General features: G+C 58.7%; 14 protein-coding genes. 12 read left to right on the top strand and 2 right to left on the bottom strand.

Going from position 1 to position 18,684, the window contains the following annotated elements; all coding sequences use genetic code 11:
- Positions 1-143: 143 nt before the first annotated feature.
- Complete coding sequence (locus tag ACFSKT_RS22420) at positions 144-737, top strand: TetR family transcriptional regulator C-terminal domain-containing protein (RefSeq protein WP_377717580.1); 594 nt, start codon at positions 144-146, stop codon at positions 735-737.
- Between the two features lie 96 nt (positions 738-833).
- Here ACFSKT_RS22420 and ACFSKT_RS22415 read toward each other — a convergent pair whose 3' ends face one another.
- Positions 834-2,657: a galactose-binding domain-containing protein gene (locus ACFSKT_RS22415; RefSeq protein ID WP_377717579.1), complete on the bottom strand. Its 1,824-nt coding sequence runs from the start codon at positions 2,655-2,657 to the stop codon at positions 834-836.
- A 634-nt stretch (positions 2,658-3,291) separates the two neighbouring features.
- Here ACFSKT_RS22415 and ACFSKT_RS22410 point away from each other — a divergent pair.
- The gene (locus tag ACFSKT_RS22410) at positions 3,292-4,338 is read left to right on the top strand and encodes a LacI family DNA-binding transcriptional regulator (protein ID WP_377776348.1); all 1,047 of its coding nucleotides are present in this window, start codon (positions 3,292-3,294) and stop codon (positions 4,336-4,338) included.
- 64 nt (positions 4,339-4,402) lie between these two features.
- On the opposite strand, the gene ACFSKT_RS22405 is transcribed toward ACFSKT_RS22410, so the two are convergent.
- Positions 4,403-4,549: a hypothetical protein gene (locus ACFSKT_RS22405; RefSeq protein WP_377717577.1), complete on the bottom strand. Its 147-nt coding sequence runs from the start codon at positions 4,547-4,549 to the stop codon at positions 4,403-4,405.
- A gap of 507 nt (positions 4,550-5,056) precedes the next feature.
- Here ACFSKT_RS22405 and ACFSKT_RS22400 point away from each other — a divergent pair.
- From ACFSKT_RS22400 to ACFSKT_RS22355, 10 genes are all read left to right on the top strand, one after another.
- Entirely contained in the window at positions 5,057-6,703 is a 1,647-nt protein-coding gene (locus tag ACFSKT_RS22400) for a type 2 periplasmic-binding domain-containing protein (RefSeq protein ID WP_377717576.1), read from the top strand.
- Positions 6,704-6,734: 31 nt separating this feature from the next.
- Positions 6,735-7,691 carry an ABC transporter permease gene (locus ACFSKT_RS22395; RefSeq protein ID WP_377717879.1) on the top strand — a complete coding sequence of 319 codons (957 nt, stop codon included), beginning with the start codon at positions 6,735-6,737 and terminating at the stop codon, positions 7,689-7,691.
- Positions 7,692-7,704: 13 nt separating this feature from the next.
- On the top strand, positions 7,705-8,580 hold the full coding sequence (locus ACFSKT_RS22390) for a carbohydrate ABC transporter permease (protein ID WP_377717575.1): 876 nt from the start codon (positions 7,705-7,707) through the stop codon (positions 8,578-8,580).
- A 596-nt stretch (positions 8,581-9,176) separates the two neighbouring features.
- A complete protein-coding gene (locus ACFSKT_RS22385; RefSeq protein ID WP_377717574.1) occupies positions 9,177-10,010 on the top strand; it encodes an alpha/beta hydrolase in 834 nt (277 codons plus the stop codon).
- Complete coding sequence (locus tag ACFSKT_RS22380) at positions 10,003-11,907, top strand: discoidin domain-containing protein (RefSeq protein WP_377717573.1); 1,905 nt, start codon at positions 10,003-10,005, stop codon at positions 11,905-11,907. Before ACFSKT_RS22385 ends, ACFSKT_RS22380 begins: the two co-directional genes overlap by 8 nt.
- Complete coding sequence (locus tag ACFSKT_RS22375) at positions 11,904-12,734, top strand: NAD-dependent epimerase/dehydratase family protein (protein ID WP_377717572.1); 831 nt, start codon at positions 11,904-11,906, stop codon at positions 12,732-12,734. Before ACFSKT_RS22380 ends, ACFSKT_RS22375 begins: the two co-directional genes overlap by 4 nt.
- 40 nt (positions 12,735-12,774) lie before the next feature.
- Complete coding sequence (locus ACFSKT_RS22370) at positions 12,775-13,503, top strand: SDR family NAD(P)-dependent oxidoreductase (protein ID WP_377717571.1); 729 nt, start codon at positions 12,775-12,777, stop codon at positions 13,501-13,503.
- 19 nt (positions 13,504-13,522) lie between these two features.
- Entirely contained in the window at positions 13,523-14,164 is a 642-nt protein-coding gene (locus ACFSKT_RS22365; RefSeq protein ID WP_377717570.1) for a ThuA domain-containing protein, read from the top strand.
- Positions 14,165-14,799: 635 nt separating this feature from the next.
- On the top strand, positions 14,800-16,695 hold the full coding sequence (locus ACFSKT_RS22360) for a Calx-beta domain-containing protein (protein ID WP_377717569.1): 1,896 nt from the start codon (positions 14,800-14,802) through the stop codon (positions 16,693-16,695).
- Positions 16,696-16,998: 303 nt separating this feature from the next.
- Positions 16,999-18,558, top strand: a complete 1,560-nt coding sequence (locus tag ACFSKT_RS22355; RefSeq protein WP_377776347.1) for an IS1182 family transposase — start codon at positions 16,999-17,001, stop codon at positions 18,556-18,558.
- Positions 18,559-18,684 lie beyond the last annotated feature (126 nt).

Raw genomic sequence — 18,684 nt, 5'->3', positions numbered from 1 at the left:
GTTCGGTTCGGAATAAGCATAGTCGAATTCTCGCGGCGATTCAACCCTGATTTTCCATGCCGTTCCACATCGGGTTGTGACGCGGCTCCGGATCGGTGTTACAATAGCGCCAAAGCGATATAGGAAGCATGGAGGCGTGAAGGATGCGCAAAGACGAGCAGGCGCGGCGGCAAATCGTAATGAAGGCGGCCGAGCTTTTCAATCAGAAGGGTTATGCGGCTTCGTCGATCCAAGACATCATGGATACGACGGGACTGACGAAGGGCGGGCTCTACCGGCGCTTCGCCAACAAGGACGAGATCGCGCTGGAAGCATTCGAATACGCCGGCGAGCTGCTGCTGGACCGACTTACGAAGGCCATCGGCGAGGCGCGGTCCGCGACGGACAAAATCATGGCGATCTGCGGCGTGCACGCGGACCCGGTTCACAATCCTCCGCTCAAGGGCGGCTGTCCGCTGCTCAACGCGGCGGTCGAGAGCGACGATACGTTCCCCGAGCTGCGCGATAAAGCGTTGACCGCGTATGAGGTGATGGTCGGACTTGTCCGGCGGATCTTGGATGAGGGGATTGCGAACGGCGAACTCCGCAGCGAGCTGGATGCGGAATCGATGGCGTCCTTTATCGTATCCGCCCTCGAAGGCAGCGTCATGGCGAGCGGGCTGACCCGGGACGCCAAACACGTGGGGTTCATGATGCGGCAGGTTCGCCACTTGTTGGACAGCTATGCCGTGAAGTAGGCAGGTTGGAGGAAGGACAAGCAGGCAGCCGCGAAAGAAGAAGCCCGTCATCCTGCGAGGATGGCGGGCTTCTTGGCTAAATTCCGTTATGTCGCGCTAATTCCAGCCTGGCATTTCGTCCAGCGTCAGCACGTTGGAGGCGCTGTAGATGCCCGGCAGCGTACTGCGGTTCTCTTCGATGAAGTCGGGCCAGAGCATGGCGTAAATCCACTTATTCTGGCTGGCGAGCAGCGAGGCGGACGGCATGAACTGGCATTCGCCGATCGCGATCGGCTTGCCGGCCGATACCCGGAGCATCGTGTTGTAGTTGTTCTGGGTGTAGCCGGTGTTGTACACGTCGAGCGAGGCGATGTCGAAATAAGCGGCCCCCGGGTTGTAGGCGTCGATCTCCGTGCTCAGATTCGAGAAGTCCTGCACGTTCCACACCCAGATCAGGTTCTCGAGCCCCTTGGTATTGGCGAGGTAGTCGTGCGTAATCTGATACAGCTTCGCGGTCCCGTTCGCGCCCTTGTGGCACGCCCACCAGAAGACGCATTGATTCATCTCGTGGAACGGACGGAACAGCACGACGACGTTGTTGTTCTCCAGATCCTGCAGGTAGGTCGCCAGCGTGTCGAGACGACCGATCCAGGCATTGTACAAACTCGTCCCCGGCGTCGTGAGCTGGGTGAATTGAGTGGAGGTCAGCTTGGCGGCATTGCCGGCCCCGATGTCGTCCCACGAGCAGTATTCGTCGCGCGTAGGCGCGCAAGGATGGTACATAAGCGTGACGAGCGCGCCTTTGTTGAACTGGTTCTTCGCTTCGTTGATCATGTTCCAGCGGTTATTCACGGCCTGGCTCCCGAACCCGAAATCGCCGCCCCACAAGGAAGGCGTCCTACCCGTGATCGAAGCGATCGTATTGCTGTCGCTCGTCGGGGTGCCGGCGTTCTTGTTCTCAATGCCGACGATGGTATGGTTGCCGGATATGCCGTACAAATAATCCAGCACGCGCTGCTTGACCGCCGCGACGCCGCCGGTACCGCCGCTTGCGCTGGCATACGCTTCAAGCTCATAGAGAGAGAAGCCGTAAGTCGTCGCGCGTTGGATGAGATAGACCTTCACGTAGCGGGCCGTAACGGGCGAGAAGGTGATGGAATTGACGCCGCCGGTGCCGTTGTAATTAGAGTAAACGGTCGTCCAGGTGATATTATCCGTGGAGGTCTGCACCTGGAACTGCTTTGCGTAAGCCAGCTCCCAGCGCAGGACGACCTTGGCTACAGCCTGCTGCGAGCCGAGATCGACGGTGATGTACTGCTGATCGGCGTAGGACGAGCTCCAACGCGTTGCCGTGCTGCCATCCACCGCATAGGAAGCGGCCTTGGTCGCGTCCTCGGTCGTGGATACGCTCACCGGCTTGCCGAGCGCGAGGTTGCCGCCGCCCGAGCCGGCGCCGTCCTCGCCGTAAATCTCGAATTCGTACAGGGAGTAACCATAAGCGGTCGCGCGCTGGAACGCGTACATCTTGACATAACGGGCATTGGCGTTGAATGTAATCGTATTCGTGCCGCCGGTGCCGTTGTAGTTGGAGTACACGGTCGTCCAGGTCGTATTATCGCCCGAAGTCTGGATTTGGAAGCCCTTGGCGTACGCGGCTTCCCACTTCAGAACGACGCTCGAGATCGAGCGGGACGCGCCGAGGTCGACGATGATGTACTGCTGATCGCTCGCGGCCGACGACCAGCGGGTGGCGGTGCTGCCGTCCACGGCATTGGCGCCGCCGTATTGGGCATTCTCCGTGGAGGAGACGGTAACGGATTTGCCGAGGGCGAGATTGACCGTGGCCGCCTTGGCGGGGGCGGCTGCGAACGCGGCGGCGCAAGCGAGCAGAAGCAGCGCCGACAAGACAGCAAGCCATAATGTGCGGGTGTTGAACGTCATGAATCTAACCTCCTAAAGGAATGAGATGGGCCGAAGGGCCGGATGATTGCAGCAGGCCGTCCGGGCGAAACCGAACTACAACGCGAATCAAGCCGTCTTGCCGTCAGCGAACAGGTGGTCTTTGGGCCTCACCTCCCTCATTTTGATGTAAGTGCTTTCATTTGTTTGAATCCAAGCATGGATAAGTTCCGCGCTTATCCAACGTCTTGGATTTCATGATCGATGCGACGTCCGCAGGCAACAACAGGCATTTCACTTTGATTCAACGATATAATAAAATTAAATAAACAAAAATGCAATACAGTCATAAAAGTTGAATTTATTTAAATCTTCCTGTCATCGGAAACGAGAAGCGTACCTGGGAAGAACCGGAGACTCCATGAGGATGGATCGGTAGATAACAGATAAGACGGGCAGGAGCATAACAGAATGGGATTCGAAGTTAACGCTCACCGGGGCGAACAAACAAGAGGGCACACAACAAGGTGACGCTCGGTACGGATAGAACGGAAGACGGCGAGCAAAACGCTTGTTTGTCTATTAATTGGGCTAATATGTCCATCGATAGTTGAAATTTGTTGAACTAACCATTATGCTTATTTTATACATGCAACATCAAGGGGGATCGAAAGCCGTGAAGAAAGTAACGCTGCAGATGATCGCGGATCATTTGCAAGTCTCGAAGGCGCTCGTCTCGAAGGCGCTGTCCAACGATCCGGCCGTCAACGACGGGACGAAGGAAACGATCTGGAAGACGGCGGAGGAGATGGGCTACCGCTTCAAAATGTCCCGGAAAACGATACCGGCGGCGAAAACCGGCAATCTGGCGGTGCTCATGCCAAGAGCTTACCTGGACGATATGGAGTATTGGGGCAAGGTGCTCCATGGCATCGAGAACGAGCTGCAGAATCATAACTTCAGCATGATTCTATCCAGCATCGATATTTCGCTCTCCCCGAAGGACGGGCTCCCCTCGAGCATCCACGAGCGCAAAGTGGACGGGGCGATCGTCATGGGCCATCTGCCCGACAGCTACATCAACTCGCTCAAGGCGAACGCCTTCCCGTTCATGATGGTCGACGCGAATTTGCTCGACCCGTCGATCGACCACGTGCTGGCCAACAATTTCCTCGGCGCCTACCAAGCGACGACGTACTTGCTTGAGGCCGGACACCGCAGAGTCGCCTTCGTCGGCGACGAGCATACATCTTGGAGCTTCCGGGAGCGCAATCGCGGCTTCATCGAGGCGATCCGCGATTATACCCGCCGGACCGGCAAGGAAGTGACGTACGAATTCATCGCCGGCGTCGGGGTAAGCGGCACCGGCATGTACGTCTCGCCGGAGTTTGCGGCCGATCTGAGGGCGCAGGCTTCGGGAGAGCGGCCGGTGACGGGGTTGTTCTGCGCGAACGACCTGACCGCCTTCGAGGCGCTGCGCTTCCTGGCGGAGGGCGGCATTCACTGCCCGGCGGACGTCTCGGTCGTCGGCTTCGACGATCTGACGCTGACCGAGATCATGCATCCGAAGCTGACGACGGTTCGCGTGCCGAAGTCGGTCATCGGCAGCCGCGCGGCGCAGCTCATCCTGCGCCGGATCAACGAACCGGAAGCGACCGCCGAGCACGTGCTGCTGTCGACCGAGCTGGTCGAACGCGCTTCGGTAAGCGAATATAAGGGGTAACGCATTGGACTAATAACAAAGCCGGCCGCGCACGTCATTCGTGCGCGGCCGGCTTTGTTTCGGTTTAGAAGTTGCGGCGGCGTTGTCTGCCCCATCCGCCCTGCGTATCGTTCAATTCCTGCTCGGTCAGTTCTTGCTCGATATCGTTCACTTCCGCTTCCGGTTCGTACGTCTGCGGCTCTTGTTCCTTCGGGTTCTGCGATTCGGACATGTCGGCACCTCCACTTACAGTAGCGCTATCATATCATGGCCGGAGCGCGGGCGGTATTACCCTTTTGGGGGAGTGAGCGGCCACCGGTGGAAGCTCGGCCATTCAGCAGCATGAAGGCTGTTCTACAGAGGCGGCATTATAAATCCATTCCGGAATTTCAACTTTTCAACGAAAATGAATTACTGCTCCGATCAGCGGACTCACATTCTATGTCGCGGAAACGTAGTTCGCAATCGAGCGAAATCCTTGAAGATCCGCCGTGCGAGCAACTCTTTCTTCGTCGTGACCCCGTTCCTCCAATCCGCCGCTGTTCGTCAAGACTCTCCTTTCGGCGCAGTTCTTTCGACTATTTTCGAGAAACTAAATTAAACAAATTGAATTATTTTTATTAAAATAAAATAATTTTGTTTACAGAATTTAACGGCGGGGATATAATCAACGTGTAATTGTAAGCGCGTACATTTCCAGGCGCGCCCAATGCACGAATTCATAATGGGGGGATTGTGAATGAAACGGACGAGAGTGCTTCTGGCTTTAACGCTGGCGTCGGTCATGTTCGTCGCCGCGTGCTCTGGCGGTAATGGCAGCGGCAGCGGTAACGGGAATGGAGCAGACGCGAATGAACCGGATAACGGCGGCCAAGCGGCGAACCAAGAAGGCGGCAATGCCGCATCGACCGAGCCGCTTGCGATCAGCATGGCGCTGATGGCGGGCTCCAAGACGCCGGATTCCTGGGCGGAGAAGACGCTGGAGGAAGAAGCGGGCAAGCAGATGGGGCGCAAGGTCGACGTGAAGCCGGTTTTTCTCCCGGACTGGTCGGAGCTGAATACGAAGATCAATCTGCTGATGAGCGCGAAGGATACGCGGCCCGGCATTCTGTGGACGGGCGACACGAAGGAATTCACGAAGTGGGTGGACGCGGGCATTGCGCAAGATTTGACCCCGTCCCTGCAGAAATACGGCAAAGAGATCATTAATTACTACTCCAAAGACACGCTGTTCTACCATTGGGACAAGAGCGGGAAGATGTTCCGCATTCCGGGCGACGTGCCCGAGGCGAGCTACATGACGACCATTCTGCGCAAAGACTGGCTCGACAAGCTCGGCCTTCAGGTGCCAAAGACGCTGGAAGAATACGTGAACGTGCTGCGCGCTTTCGCGAACAATGATCCGGACGGGAATGGCAAGAAGGACACGTTCGGCCTTTCGGGCGACAACTATTACCGCAGCTTGGCGCCGTTCTTCTACGCGTACGGCCTCGACGTCGAGAATTTCGTGAAGCAGCCGGACGGCTCCATCCGATTCGGCGCGCTCGATCCGCAGGTGAAGACGGTGCTCGCCCTGCTCGCGGACCTGTACAAGGAAGGCGTCCTGGATCCCCGCATGACGACGAGCGCGAACAACGACGACACGAAGGTGAACGACATCTACGCCTCCGGCAAGGTCGGCTCGTTCTACCGCTGGGTCGATTACTTCAACCCGGGCAATTCGGTCGCGATGTCGTTCAAGAAGCTCAACCCGCAAGGCGAATACATCTCGGTCGACCCGATCCAAGGTCCGGACGGCTTCAGCTCGGATATGCCGGATCCGCGTATCGGCTGGTGCTATCTGATCGTGACGGACGCGGCCGAAGCGGACGAAGCCGTGCAGGTGCTGAATACGATGGCGACGCCGGAAGTATTCAAGCTCGTCACGTTCGGCCGGGAGGGCGAGCACTACAAGATGGAGGACGGCATCTTCACGCCGACGATCCAGCCGGAGGAAGGCAGCAAGCTCGGCCTCGGGAATTTCGGCTGGTACATTCAGCGCAAGGACGCGGCCAACATCAAGAACACGCCGGAAGTGACGGCCATGTTCGAGCAGAAGCTTGCGACTTCCCAGCCGATGCGCGACAAGATCGTCGTATTCAAGGCGATCAACCGGCCGGAGTGGGACCGCTATTCCGCGGACGTGAAGAAGGCGCGCGACGAGCTGTTCTGGGGCATCATCACGGGCAAGACGCCGATCGACGCGTTCGACGGCTTCGCCAAGACGTACGAGAAGCTGGGCGGCAAGAAGATCGACGAGGAAGCGGCGGGACTGTTCGACAAGGAGCAGGCCGAGCGCGCCGAGTACGACAAGTGGTATGAAGCGAACATTACGCCTTACAAGTAAAGGGCGATAGGAGGAGAAGCGCATGGCAGTGATGAATGGAGCGGCGCGCCGGGGGCAAGCGGCGGGCTTGGGAGCTCGCGCTAGGCGGCCGCTGTGGAAGGATTTGATCCGGGACCGGTATTTGTACCTGCTGCTGCTGCCGGGCCTGCTGCTCATCCTCTTGTTCCGCTACGGTCCGATGTACGGCGTGGTGATCGCTTTTCAGGACTACAACATTTACAAGGGCATCTCGGGGAGCGAGTGGGTCGGGTTCGACCAGTTCACGCGGCTGTTCAACTCGCCCGATTTCGTCGAAATCTTAAGCAATACCATTATCATCAGCCTATACAAACTGGCGGCGTCGTTCACGATTCCGATCATACTGGCGCTGCTGCTGAACGAGCTGCGCAGCGTCGTCTTCAAGCGGTTTGCCCAATCGGTGATCTACCTGCCGCACTTCGTCAGCTGGGTCATTTTCTCCGGCATCATCATCACGTTCCTGAATCCGGTCGACGGCATGGTCAACGTCGTCATCCAGCAGTTCGGCGGTTCGCCGATCGACTTCCTGGGCGACGTGCGCTACTTCCGCCCGATGCTCGTCATCACGGACGCATACAAGGAGGTGGGCTGGGGCACGATCATCTACCTGGCGGCGATCGCCGGGGTGAACGCGGAGCTGTACGAGGCGGCGCGCATCGACGGAGCGACCAAGCTGCGCCAAATGTGGCATGTGACGCTGCCCGCGATCCGGCCGGTCATCGTCATCCTGATCATCCTTAGCCTGGCGAACATTCTGGAGGCGGGCTTCCAGCAGATCTTCCTGCTGTACAACGCGCTCGTCTACGACGTGGCGGACATTATCGACACGTACGTGTACCGCGTCGGCATCCAGGAGGCGAATTACAGCTACGCCACGGCGGCGGGATTGTTCAAATCGGCGGTGGCCATGGTGCTGATCCTGACCGTCAATACGATCGTGAAGAAGAGCGGCCAGGAAGGCCTGTGGTAAAGGAGCGAACGGCATGGGACTTACGCGAGGCGAAAAACTATTCTCGGCGGCAAACGGACTGTTCTTCATCGTCCTGATGCTGATCATGATTTACCCGTTCTGGTATATGGTCATGGGCTCGCTCAGCGAGTCCGACCGGACGGCCGAAGGCGGGTTGTTCCTCATCCCGGCGGGCTTCTCGCTGACGGCGTATGCGGCGGTGTTTCAAAATGTGTCGATCCTCTCCGGCTTCAAGGTGACGCTGATCACGACGATCTGCGGCACGGCGATCGGCACGTTCTTCTCGGCGACGACGGCGTACGCGATCTCGCGGAAGCGGCTGCGCGGCGGCAAGCTGTTCTCGCTGCTCATCCTGTTCACGATGCTGTTCAGCGGCGGCTTGATTCCGACTTACCTGCTCGTGAAGACGCTCCATATGATCGACACGTATTGGGCGCTTATTCTGCCGGGGGCGATGGGGGCATGGAACATTTTCGTCATGGTCGGCTTCTTCCGCGGCATTCCGGATGAGCTGGAGGAGGCGGCGCGCATCGACGGGGCGAACGATCTGACGATTTTCTTCCGGGTCGTCCTCCCGCTCTCGAAGCCGGTGCTCGCTACCGTCGGGCTGTTCATCGCCGTGGGGTATTGGAACGACTTCTTCTCCTCGGTGCTCTACGCGACGGAGAAGGACATGTGGCAGCTGCAGATGGTGCTCAAGGATCTGATCAGCAACACGTCCGCGGCGATCTCGCAGGCGGGCATCTCGGTGGCGGTGCAGCAGCAGGTCAACCCGTTCACGGTCAAAATGGCCTCGATCATCGTGTCGAGCCTGCCGATTCTCGCCGTCTATCCGTTCCTGCAAAAGCATTTCGTCAAGGGCGCGCTGATCGGCTCGGTGAAAGGCTGAGCAAACCAACACAAGCAAAGCCCCTGGCGACGGGGGCTTTGTCATTGCTAGGAACCCTCCCCCCACCCCCTCCGCCGAGGAGGCTCCAAAGGGCTTCGCCCTCTGGACTCCCTTTTCGAGCAGCATGCAGGGGGAGTGGGCGGCGGGTGTCTTCGAGCGGGGCACGCTTTTGTCCTAACGGACAAAGCTAACGTTGGGTCTCCACACCAAAGAAATCTTCACCGAACGATTTTCTTCTTAACCTGACAGAAATGCGGCGGAGGAGGAACCCACTCGCCTGGAGCTTTGTCCGCAAGGACAAAAGCGTGCCAAGCTCGAACCACCCGCCAACCGCAAACAACTCGTATTGGCACGAAGACGGAGTCCAGAGGGTGAAGCCCTTTGGTTCCCCTCGGCGGAGGGGGAAGGGGGAGGGATATAGATTTTGAAGGCCAAAGTTCTGGGTTCCCGCTCGCCTGGAGCTTTGTCCGCAAGGACAAAAGCGTGCCGAGCTCGAACCACCCGCGCACAGCGAACAGTTGTATTGGCACGAAGACGGAGTCCAGAGGGCAAAGCCCTTTGGTTCCCTCGGCGGAGGGGGAAGGGGGAGGATAAACATGGCTATTGCCCATGTAGATTTTTTCGCGGAGACGCTCGGGCTGCAGAGCGCGATCGACGTGATCCTGCCGGAGCGGACGCGCAGAAGGGTCGGACTCGCATCGTCGGCAGGCGGACCGCCTTATCCGGTGCTCTACCTGCTGCACGGCGCGTCCGATAATCACACCTGCTGGCAGCGATTCACCTCGATCGAGCGGTACGCCGCGGACAAAGGGATCGCGATCGTCATGCCCGCGGTGCAGTACAGCTTCTATTCCGATATGAAGCAGGGCTTCCCGTATTGGACCTATCTCGCCGAAGAGCTGCCGGCGATCGTGAGAGACTTCTTCCCCGTGTCGGACCTTCGCGAGGATACGTTCGCCGCGGGGCTGTCGATGGGCGGCTACGGCGCGTTCAAGCTCGGCATCCGGCAGCCGGAGCGGTTCGGCGCGGTCGCGAGCCTGTCGGGCAGTCTCAGCCAGCGCAGCCGGATCGTCGCCGACCCGAACGCGGGTTTCAGCAATCCGATCTTGTTCGAGATGGCGCGTCTGACGTTCGGCTCCGCGGAGGCGTATGACGGGAGCGAGCATGATTTGGCGTATGTGCTGGAAGGAAGGATCGGAGAGGGCGCGCGGCTGCCGAAGTTCTACCAAGCGTGCGGAACGGCCGATTTTAACCTCGAGCTCAATCGGGATTTTCACCGGCAATTCGCGGGCCGCGCCGATCTGACGTATGTCGAGACGCCGGATGCGGGGCATGAGTGGCGCTATTGGGATAACGCGATCCAGCAGGTGTTGGATTGGCTGCCGATCCGGCGAGGGAAGGGCGAAAGGAGCGAAGAAAGAGATGGCTGAAGAAAGGCCGAACGAGGGGGGCGCGCGGAGGAACACAGTTGGCACGATTATCGTCGATACGGATCACGTGCTGGTCGAATCTTACATGGGCGTCGGCTTCGAATGGGATCCTTCCGACGATTACGACTATACGGAAGAACAATGGGCGATGATCGTGGAACGGGTAGCGTTCACGCGAGTGCCGCTGATCCGGCTCATGCTGCGGGCCAACGCCTATACGACTGGCTGGGACGCGGAAGGGGAGCCGATCTACGACTGGAACACCCCGATGATGAAGCGGACGTATCGCATTCTGGATTATTGCGAGCGTCACGATATCCGGGTAATCATCGGGGAATGGAGCCGCAGTCCGGAGATCGGCTTGACGGCCTCGGACGATGCGGCGTGGGCTGAGCTGATCGGCGACTTTCTCGTACACCTGTTGGATGTGAAGGGCTACACCGTGCTGCTGTACTACAATTTCATCAACGAGCCTAATGGCGCTTGGGCGACGGAGGACGGCAATCGGTTCGCGCTCTGGAGGCGCGGCATGCTGCATGTACGCCGGATGATGGAGGAGCGGGGGTTGACGGAACGGATCGGGCTCATCGGTCCGGATTCTTCGAACGAGGACGACTGGGTCGATTTGACGGTATACGCGCTTGGCGGCATCGTATCTGCCTATGACGTGCACCGTTACGTGAATGACCGGGACATCGTGAGCGGGGAGATGGAGCGGATGGTGCGGGAGAAACGGGATTTCATCGACCGGCATGATCCGGAGGGAGCCGCGAAGCCGTACCTGATGACCGAAGCGGGCATCGTGGAAGGGAAGGACGAGGCGCACGACCAGCAGAGCCGCGTGAGGACGTTCGAATACGGCCTGCTGATGGCGGATTTCGCAATCCAGACGATGCGTGGCGGGCAAGCGGGCGTCATCGCCTGGATGCTGGACGATGCGATGCATCGCGCGCCCGGTTATCCGGCGGGCTCCGGCCAGCTGAAGACGTGGGGGTTCTGGAACACGGTCGGCGACGAGACGGATCGCGGGCTGCGTCCGTGGTATGATCCGATGGCGATGTTGTCGCGGTATTTCCCCCGGGGAAGCCGGATCGTGTACGCAAGCGAGAGCGGCGTCCCGGGCGTGCGCGCTGCCGCGGCCGTCGTCCCGGGGACGGAAGGCCGCGGGCATCTGTCGCTGATCGCGGTCAATCATGGGGACGAGGAGCAGCGAATTCGGTTGGTTGTGCCGGATGCGGCCGGACGAACGGAGTTGAGCGTGTACGAATATCGCAAGGATGCGCGGTCGGCGGATGACGCCGGGTTCCCGGCGCCGGCGTTCCGAATCGCAGACGCGAATCTGGCGGAAGGGACGGAGGTGCGGCTGCCGGGTCGAAGCGTGCTGCTGCTCACAACGCTGGAAACCGGTATCGACCCAGAGGGCGTTCGGTTCGCGGAATCGCGCAATATCGCGCGGCATCGTCCTGTGGCCGTCAGCTCCTGCCAGTATGCGAACGAACAGGGCGGCAAATGCGCGGTGGACGGAAGGCGGGAGACCGCATGGGTATCGAAGCGCCGGGGTGGTCAGTGGCTAACCGTCGATCTGCAGGCGGCGCATTGGGTGAAGCGGATCAAGCTGCTATGGGGTGAAGGATACGCGCGCGTATTCGACGTGGCCGTCTCGGCGGACGGCGAGCGGTGGACGACGATTCGCGAGCGGACGCATGGGACGGGCGAGCCGGAGCAAATATGGCCGGAGCGTCTTGACGCACGGTATATCCGGGTGAACATGGCGGAAGCGGGCACGACGCTCGGATTCGCGATCCGCGAGCTCGCGGTGTACGGCGAGCGGACGGGAAGCGAAGATGATGGAGTGCGCGTGATAGCGGTGGCGGAACCGGAGACGGGGATATCATGAGAATCGCCGTCACCGGCGGAAGCGGCCGAATCGGCGTCTACGTCATCGAAGAGCTGCTCGCGCATGGGCACGAGCCGGTCAATCTGGACCGGCAGCTCCCGCGGAAGCGGCTGTGCCGGACCCGAATCGTCGATCTACTCGACTTGGGCGAGGTATACGGCGCGCTTCAAGGCGCCGAGGCCGTCATCCATCTGGCGGGTATCAACGCGCCCGGCACGCATCCGAACGAAAAAGTTTTTCAACTCAACGTCATGTCCACCTATAATGTACTTGAGGCGGCGGCCGGGCTTGGCATCGCCAAGGCTGCAATCGCTTCCAGCGAATCGATCTATGGTTATTGCTACGCCGCCAACCGGTTCGCCCCGCATGTGATTCCCGTCGACGAATCGCATCCGCTGCTGCCGCAGGAGGGCTATGGCCTCTCCAAAATCGCCTGCGAGCAGACGGCCGCCATGTTTCACCGCCGCTGCGGCATGCAGGTCGTCTCGCTCCGGTTCGGCCACGTGCCGCTGCCGGACGAATACGCTTGGCTGGCCCGTCATGAGGGCGCCTCCCGATTCCTGTGGAGCTATGTGGACGCTAGGGATGCGGCGCGGGCGGCGCGTCTTGCGGTAGAGAAGGACGGAGTAGGCTGCGAGGCGTTGAACATTACGGGAGACGATACCTGTTCGCCGTTGGACAACGGGGAACTTCTGAGACGGTATTACCCGTCCTTGGCTGATCGTTATGCGGGACTAACCGGTCATGCGGCATGGTCCAGCAACGCCAAGGCGAAGCGGCTGCTCGGTTGGAAGCCCGAGCACGGCTGGCGGCACGACAACGATTAACGGCAAGACAGCTCGAGTATGTGGAGGAGGAGAGGCTCGCATGAAGAAATACGCGGTTGTCACCGGCGCGGATCGGGGGCTTGGCTTCGCGTTGACGATGGAGCTCGTAAAGCAAGGTTATACGGTATTCGCAGGCCGGTATTTGTCGGATTGGCCGGCGCTCGATGAACTGCCGGAGGAGATTCGCGGCAAAGTGATCGTGCTCGAGCTCGACGTATCGGACGAGGCGAGCGTTCGGGAAGCCGCCGGGCGGATCGCAGCGTTCACCGACCGGATCGAGCTGCTCGTGAACAACGCGGGCATCGCGGGCAACCAGGAAGGAAATATGCACGGCGGCATCGATTACGAACGGCTCCAGATGATGTACCGGGTGAATGCGGTCGGGCCGCTGCGGATGGCGGAGGCGCTGACCGGACTGCTACTGGCGGGCGGACAGAAGCTCGTCGTGAACATTTCGTCCGAGGCGGGCCAGATCAACCAGACATGGCGCGAAGGCTGGTACGGCTACTGCATGTCGAAGGCTGCGCTCAATATTCAATCCAATATTCTACATAACGAGCTGCGCAAGCACGGCGGCAAAGTGCTCGTCATCCATCCCGGCTGGATGCGCAGCTATATGGGCGGCACGCTTAGCGAGCACGGCGCGATCTCGACGGAGGAAGCGGCGACGGGCATTGCCGGCGTCATCGCGGCTTATCTAGACGAGACGGAAGATCGCGCGCATCCGGCGTTCCGGGACTATACCGGTGCCGAGATGAGCTGGACCTAATCCAAGGGAGGCGAGACGGATGACTGTATTTGCGAAAGCATTGTTGATCGGGGATTTGACGAATCCGCAGTACCACCCGCTGCAAGCGGCGATGGACGAGGTGCGGGATATTTTTCAGGGCGAGCTGGAGCTGGCGGTAACAGAAGACTACGGACGGCTGCGCGCGTCGGAGCTGGCGCCGTACGAGCTGGTCATCTCCTACGCGGACGCATGGCAAATCAAGAAGGAACGCGAGGAAGTCGCCGGTCTGCTGGGCTATGTCAGCGGCGGCGGCGGGCTGCTCGTCATCCACAACGGCATCTCGCTCCAGTGCGATCCGGAACTGGCGCAGCTGATCGGGGCGAGGTTCACGGGGCATCCGGCATATACGGAGCTGCGGTTCCATCCGGCTGCCGGCGCGGAGGTGCATCCAATCATGGCAGGCATCGACGGGTTCACGATGGACGAGGAACCGTACCGATTCGACATGGACCCGATCGGACAGACGACGCTGCTCCTCGAGTACGAGCACGAAGGCGAGCGCTGGCCGGCGGCATGGGCGCACGACTTCGGCCTTGGGCGGGTCGTCTATCTGATGCCGGGCCATCACAACCCGTCGTTCAAGAGCGAGACGTATCGGCGGCTGATCAAGCAGGCGGGGCTGTGGGCGCTGCGCAGGTAGAAGCGCTGCCCGACATTTAAGAATAGCGTCCGTATCGCGCTGCATGGGACGTGTCAAACCGAGTCCTTAGATCCGCCAGCCACGCTTGGCAGGGAGACTTTGGCACGGGATGGTGCGTCCCTTTTTTAGGCACAAAGCATCGCCTAGGCCTATTTATTGAAGTAGGTCTTGCCAAAATTGATTTTTGTGGCAATATAGATACGTAACGTATCAAACACCACCGCATCACCCTATGCAAGTCTGGTAATTCCCCTCATTCGGCAAGTGCTTTCTACCTTGCCCATCTGTTTTCTTCCCAATGTTTTCTACCTTTTCTCTTTTTCCCTCGATTGTTTTTTGGCTAAGTATGTTCATGTTCTCCCACTACAATTGCGTTGTCCTTACGCTCTGAAAGGAGGTGAAGGGCATACGGAACGATTGACGACAAGCCTCGCCGCAGCAAGAGGCGACTTCATGGATACATCTGCGTATGACCGTCTATTCCCCGCTTAGAAGCGTCTGATCCACGAAATCCGAAGCTTGTCCGCTCGTTTATCCTCCGGGTGCGGTCCCGCCCCGCGTATGTCTCTGCTTACCCTGCCAGTTCCACCCATCCATTAATCCTATGAAAATCAAATCATATCGGAGGTTTTATTATGCAAGGTTTATTTGTGCTGAACACGAAAGCGATTCGCCTTAAAATCGGAGCCGCGCTGCTGGCCGCTTCGTTGGCGCTGCCGGGCAGCGTGATCCATGCGGAGGAGGGGGACGATTGGATTCCGGACCCGCCGGCTACGATCTCGTTCGACGCGCCGACGGTTACCGTCGACGAAGGCGCCGGCTACGTCTATGTCGGCGTGAGCCGCACGGGCGCGGCAAGCTCCTTGACGGTCGACTACGCCACTTACGGCGGGACGGCGACAGAGGGGACGGATTATTTGGCCGCGAGCGGGCAAATCACCTTCGGACCGGGCGAGACGTTCGCGACGATCGAGATCCCGATCACGAACGACATCAAATACGAGCCGGACGAATCGTTCAGCGTCGAGCTGTTCAACGTCAGCGACGGCGTAACGACGATCGACCGCGGCACGACGACGGTGACCATCGCCGACAACGATCCAGACGTGCCGTACAATCCGGGCAAGTTCGGCTTCTCGACGTCGCTGACCGAGATTGACGAGGCTCATCCGGACGGAACGGTCACCCTCACCGTCACGCGGACCGAAGGAACGGATGGCTATGTCTCGGTCGATTACCAAGTCGACAGCGGCACGGCGGGCAATGGCTCCGATTTCGAAGGAACGGGCGGCACGCTGGCGTTCGAGCCGGGCGAGAGCAGCAAGACGATTCAGGTGACGCTCTATGACGACGCGGAGAGCGAAGGCAACGAATATTTCCATCTGTCCTTGAGCAATCCGACGAACGATGCCACGCTCGCCGAGCCTTCCTTTACGAAGGTCCGTATTCTGGACAACGAGCCGTGGACGCCGCGCGCGGGCAGCTTCGAGGTGAATCCGACCGCACCGATGGGCGAAGCGTCCGGCACACATTACATTAACGTTATTCGCACAGACGGCGCGGACGTGGAGGCCGCCATCGACTATACCATTACCGGCGTTACTGCCGAAGAAGGAAGCGACTTTACCGGCTCGAGCGGCACGCTCGTATTCCCGGTGGATGAGACGCTGCAATATATCCCGCTGCCGATTCTCGACGATGCGCTGTCCGAGGGTAACGAGACGCTGACGATTACGCTGTCCAATCCGACGAACGGCGCGGTCATCGGCACCTATGGCGCGAGAACGTACACGATCGAAGACAACGAGCCGCACGAGGAGCAGCATCCGGGCATGTTCATGCTGGGCGCGAGCCAGTACACGGTGGATGAGAACGGCGGTTCGGCGAAACTGCAGGTGACGCGGATGGACGGCGCCGACGGCGAAGCCACGCTGACGTATGCGATTCTGGGCGGATCGGCTGCGGAGAACGCGGATTATGCGGGCAACAGCGGTCAACTGACGTTCGCAGACGGCGAGACGGAGAAGTTCATCGAGGTCCCGATCGTAGACGATAGCGTGCACGAGGCGGAGGAGCAATTCCAAGTCCGGCTGCTCGACGCGACGGGCGGCGCGGTCGTCGGCCCGAACTACCTGAGCGGCGTGACGATCAAGGATAACGACCCGGCGGGCGTGCTGCAGTTCAGTCCGTTCACGACGACCGTCTATGAAGAGAGCAAGCAGGTGATGATGACGGTCGAGCGTACCGGCGATACGAGCGGAACGGCTTCGGTGAGCTATGCCACGAAGGATTATTCGGCGCTGGCCGGCCGGGATTATGCGGCGCAATCCGGCGTGCTGACGTTCGCTCCAGGCGAGACGAAGAAGACGATTACGATCACGATGTACGATGACAGCGTCAAGGAGTGGTTCGAGTATTTCTCGATTCTGCTGTCCAGCCCGGCAGGCGCGGAGCTGGGGACGTATTCGACGGGGCTCGTCTATGTCTACGATAACGACAAATACACCATTCCGACTTGGCCGCGTTACTAGAGTTAGGGAATCCGCAGGTCAGCAGGATGAATGAGGAAGGGGGTGTCCCAAAAGTCATCAAAAGATGACCTTGGGATACCCCCGTTTTTTAAAAACAATGTCTGGGTTACCGCACCCACTGCGCGGTCACATGTTTTGGGCGAAGGTAGGAATCCGCTCACAAAGGCGAACGCTGACGCTTCTCCAGAATCATGCGACCTGCTCCGTTTTGGCTAACCATTCATTAAAATTTCAAAACAAAAGAAGCCTGTCCTTGTTAGAATGGAAGTACCACCAACCATCTAACCAAAGGAGAGGCTTCTTTTGTACAAAGAATATACCATGGACCAACTGTCCTTGCCAATGGACTTGCAAGAAGATATCCCTCAAAACCATCTCGTTCGCATCGTCAATGATGCGGTCGACCGCTTAAATATGAACCTCTTCACCAAGGCCTATCCCGGCGGCGGTCGGGACAGCTACCACCCCAAAATGCTGACGAAGATCATCATCTACGCTTACACGCAGCGGATTTACTCCTCACGCCAAATTGCCAAAGCCGTTCGGGAGAACATCATGTTCATGTGGCTGGCTGCGCGGCAGCGCCCAGACTTCCGCACCATTAATCACTTTCGTTCCGAGCGCATGAAAGACGTATTGGAATCCATTTTCACCGCCGTTCTTCAGTTTCTCATCGAAGCGAAGTACGTCAAACTCGAGCATTACTTCGTAGACGGGACCAAGATTGAAGCCAATGCGAACCGCTACACCTTCGTCTGGGGTAAGGCGGTCATTAAACACAAAATGAAACTGCAGGAGAAAGTACAGACCTTGTTCGCGACCATCGAAGAAGCGGAGAAGCAGGAAGATCAAGTCCTCCGCGGTCTGGATCTAAGTGAGCTTGGTGAAGCAGCAGACATGACGAGCGAAAAGCTGGAACATGCGGTGCAGCAGCTCGAACAACGACTCGAAGCGAAACCAAAGGACAAGCCGCTCAAGAAAACAGTTCGCATCCTTCGTAAAGACCTGCTGCCGCGACTCCAAAAGTACGAATCCCAGCAAACCATCTTGGGGAGCCGCAACAGTTTCAGCAAAACAGATCCAGACGCCACCTTCATGCGCATGAAAGAAGACCATATGCGAAATGGTCAGCTCAAACCCGGCTACAATGTACAGATCGGAACCGAGAACCAATTCATCCTAGGGTACAGCGTTCACCAGCGTCCAACGGACACCAGATGCCTGAAGCCGCATCTGGAGAAAGTGAAACACGCATTAGGTGTACTACCTGGCACGATCATCGCGGACGCCGGCTATGGCGGAGAAGAGAACTACGCGTACCTGGAGCAAGAAAACGTGGAAGCCATTGTGAAGTACGCAACGTACCATCGCGAGAACACCAAGGCATGGCAGCAAGACGTGAGCAAACTAGATAACTGGACGTACACCGCTGAAGAGGACAGCTGGGTATGTGTGGCGGGACAAACGCTTACCTTCCGCAGAGAAAGCAAAGAACGTACGGAAAGCGGTTATGAACTTCGCCACCGTCATTACCGTAGTGCCAGCTGCGAAGGATGTCCGCTAAAAGTAAACTGCACAAAGGCAGCTGGTGACCGCGAGATTAAAGGGAGCTTGGATTATCTTCGCTACAAGCAACAGGCACGTGAGCGCTTGAAGAGCGAAGAAGGCTACGCACTCTCGGTTCGACGAATGCATGAACCCGAGAGCGTATTTGGACAGATGAAGAACAACCGGGGATTCCGAAGATTCCTGCTTCGGGGCTTGCCAAAAGTGAGCCTGGAGGTCGGGTGGCTTTCGCTCGCCCATAATTTGCTGAAGAAAGCCGCAATGGACCGAAAATGGCAAATGGCGTCACAGGGATAAGACCCTGTAACGCCATTTTTTGTGCAATTGGAGGCCATTCGCGAGTTAGGAGTCACTTACTTCAACCCTTTTGAGACGGCCTCTTTTGCGGTCCAGGTAAGTGGACTGTAGAGCCGAAGCCTCTGT

Source organism: Paenibacillus xanthanilyticus (assembly GCF_042682185.1).
In the GTDB taxonomy this organism is placed as follows: domain Bacteria; phylum Bacillota; class Bacilli; order Paenibacillales; family Paenibacillaceae; genus Paenibacillus_Z; species Paenibacillus_Z xanthanilyticus.
This window is presented reverse-complemented; position numbering and strand designations above follow the sequence as displayed.